This is a genomic window from Duganella qianjiadongensis, from assembly GCF_009857915.1.
Lineage (GTDB): Bacteria > Pseudomonadota > Gammaproteobacteria > Burkholderiales > Burkholderiaceae_D > Rugamonas > Rugamonas qianjiadongensis.
The window spans coordinates 1-255 of record NZ_WWCM01000110.1; the positions used below are offsets into that span (position 1 = coordinate 1).

The following is a 255-nucleotide window of genomic DNA, read 5'->3' on the forward strand; positions in this document are numbered from 1 at the left end:
TTTGCAAGCTTTCTGGTCTGCACTGGGAAACTGTGCGCAAGATCGACCGCCAGCGCCTTGAACGACGCCTCTCAGAATTGCCAGAAGCGCAGCCGACGAGGCTGGTTATGGACGAATTCGCCCTATTCAAAGGGCATCGCTATGCGACGGTCGTGCTCGATGCCGATACACGGCGAGTGCTGTGGGTCGGCGAAGGTCGCAGTCGGGAAGCAATACGACCATTCTTCGAATGGCTCGGACCTGAGCGCTGCGCGG

1 protein-coding gene is annotated in these 255 nt (G+C 59.2%); it reads left to right on the forward strand.

What is annotated here, in order from left to right; all coding sequences use genetic code 11:
- Positions 1 to 32: 32 nt before the first annotated feature.
- Positions 33 to 255: transposase (locus GTP27_RS23515; RefSeq protein WP_371865997.1), on the forward strand; the 223-nt coding region annotated here is incomplete at its 3' end.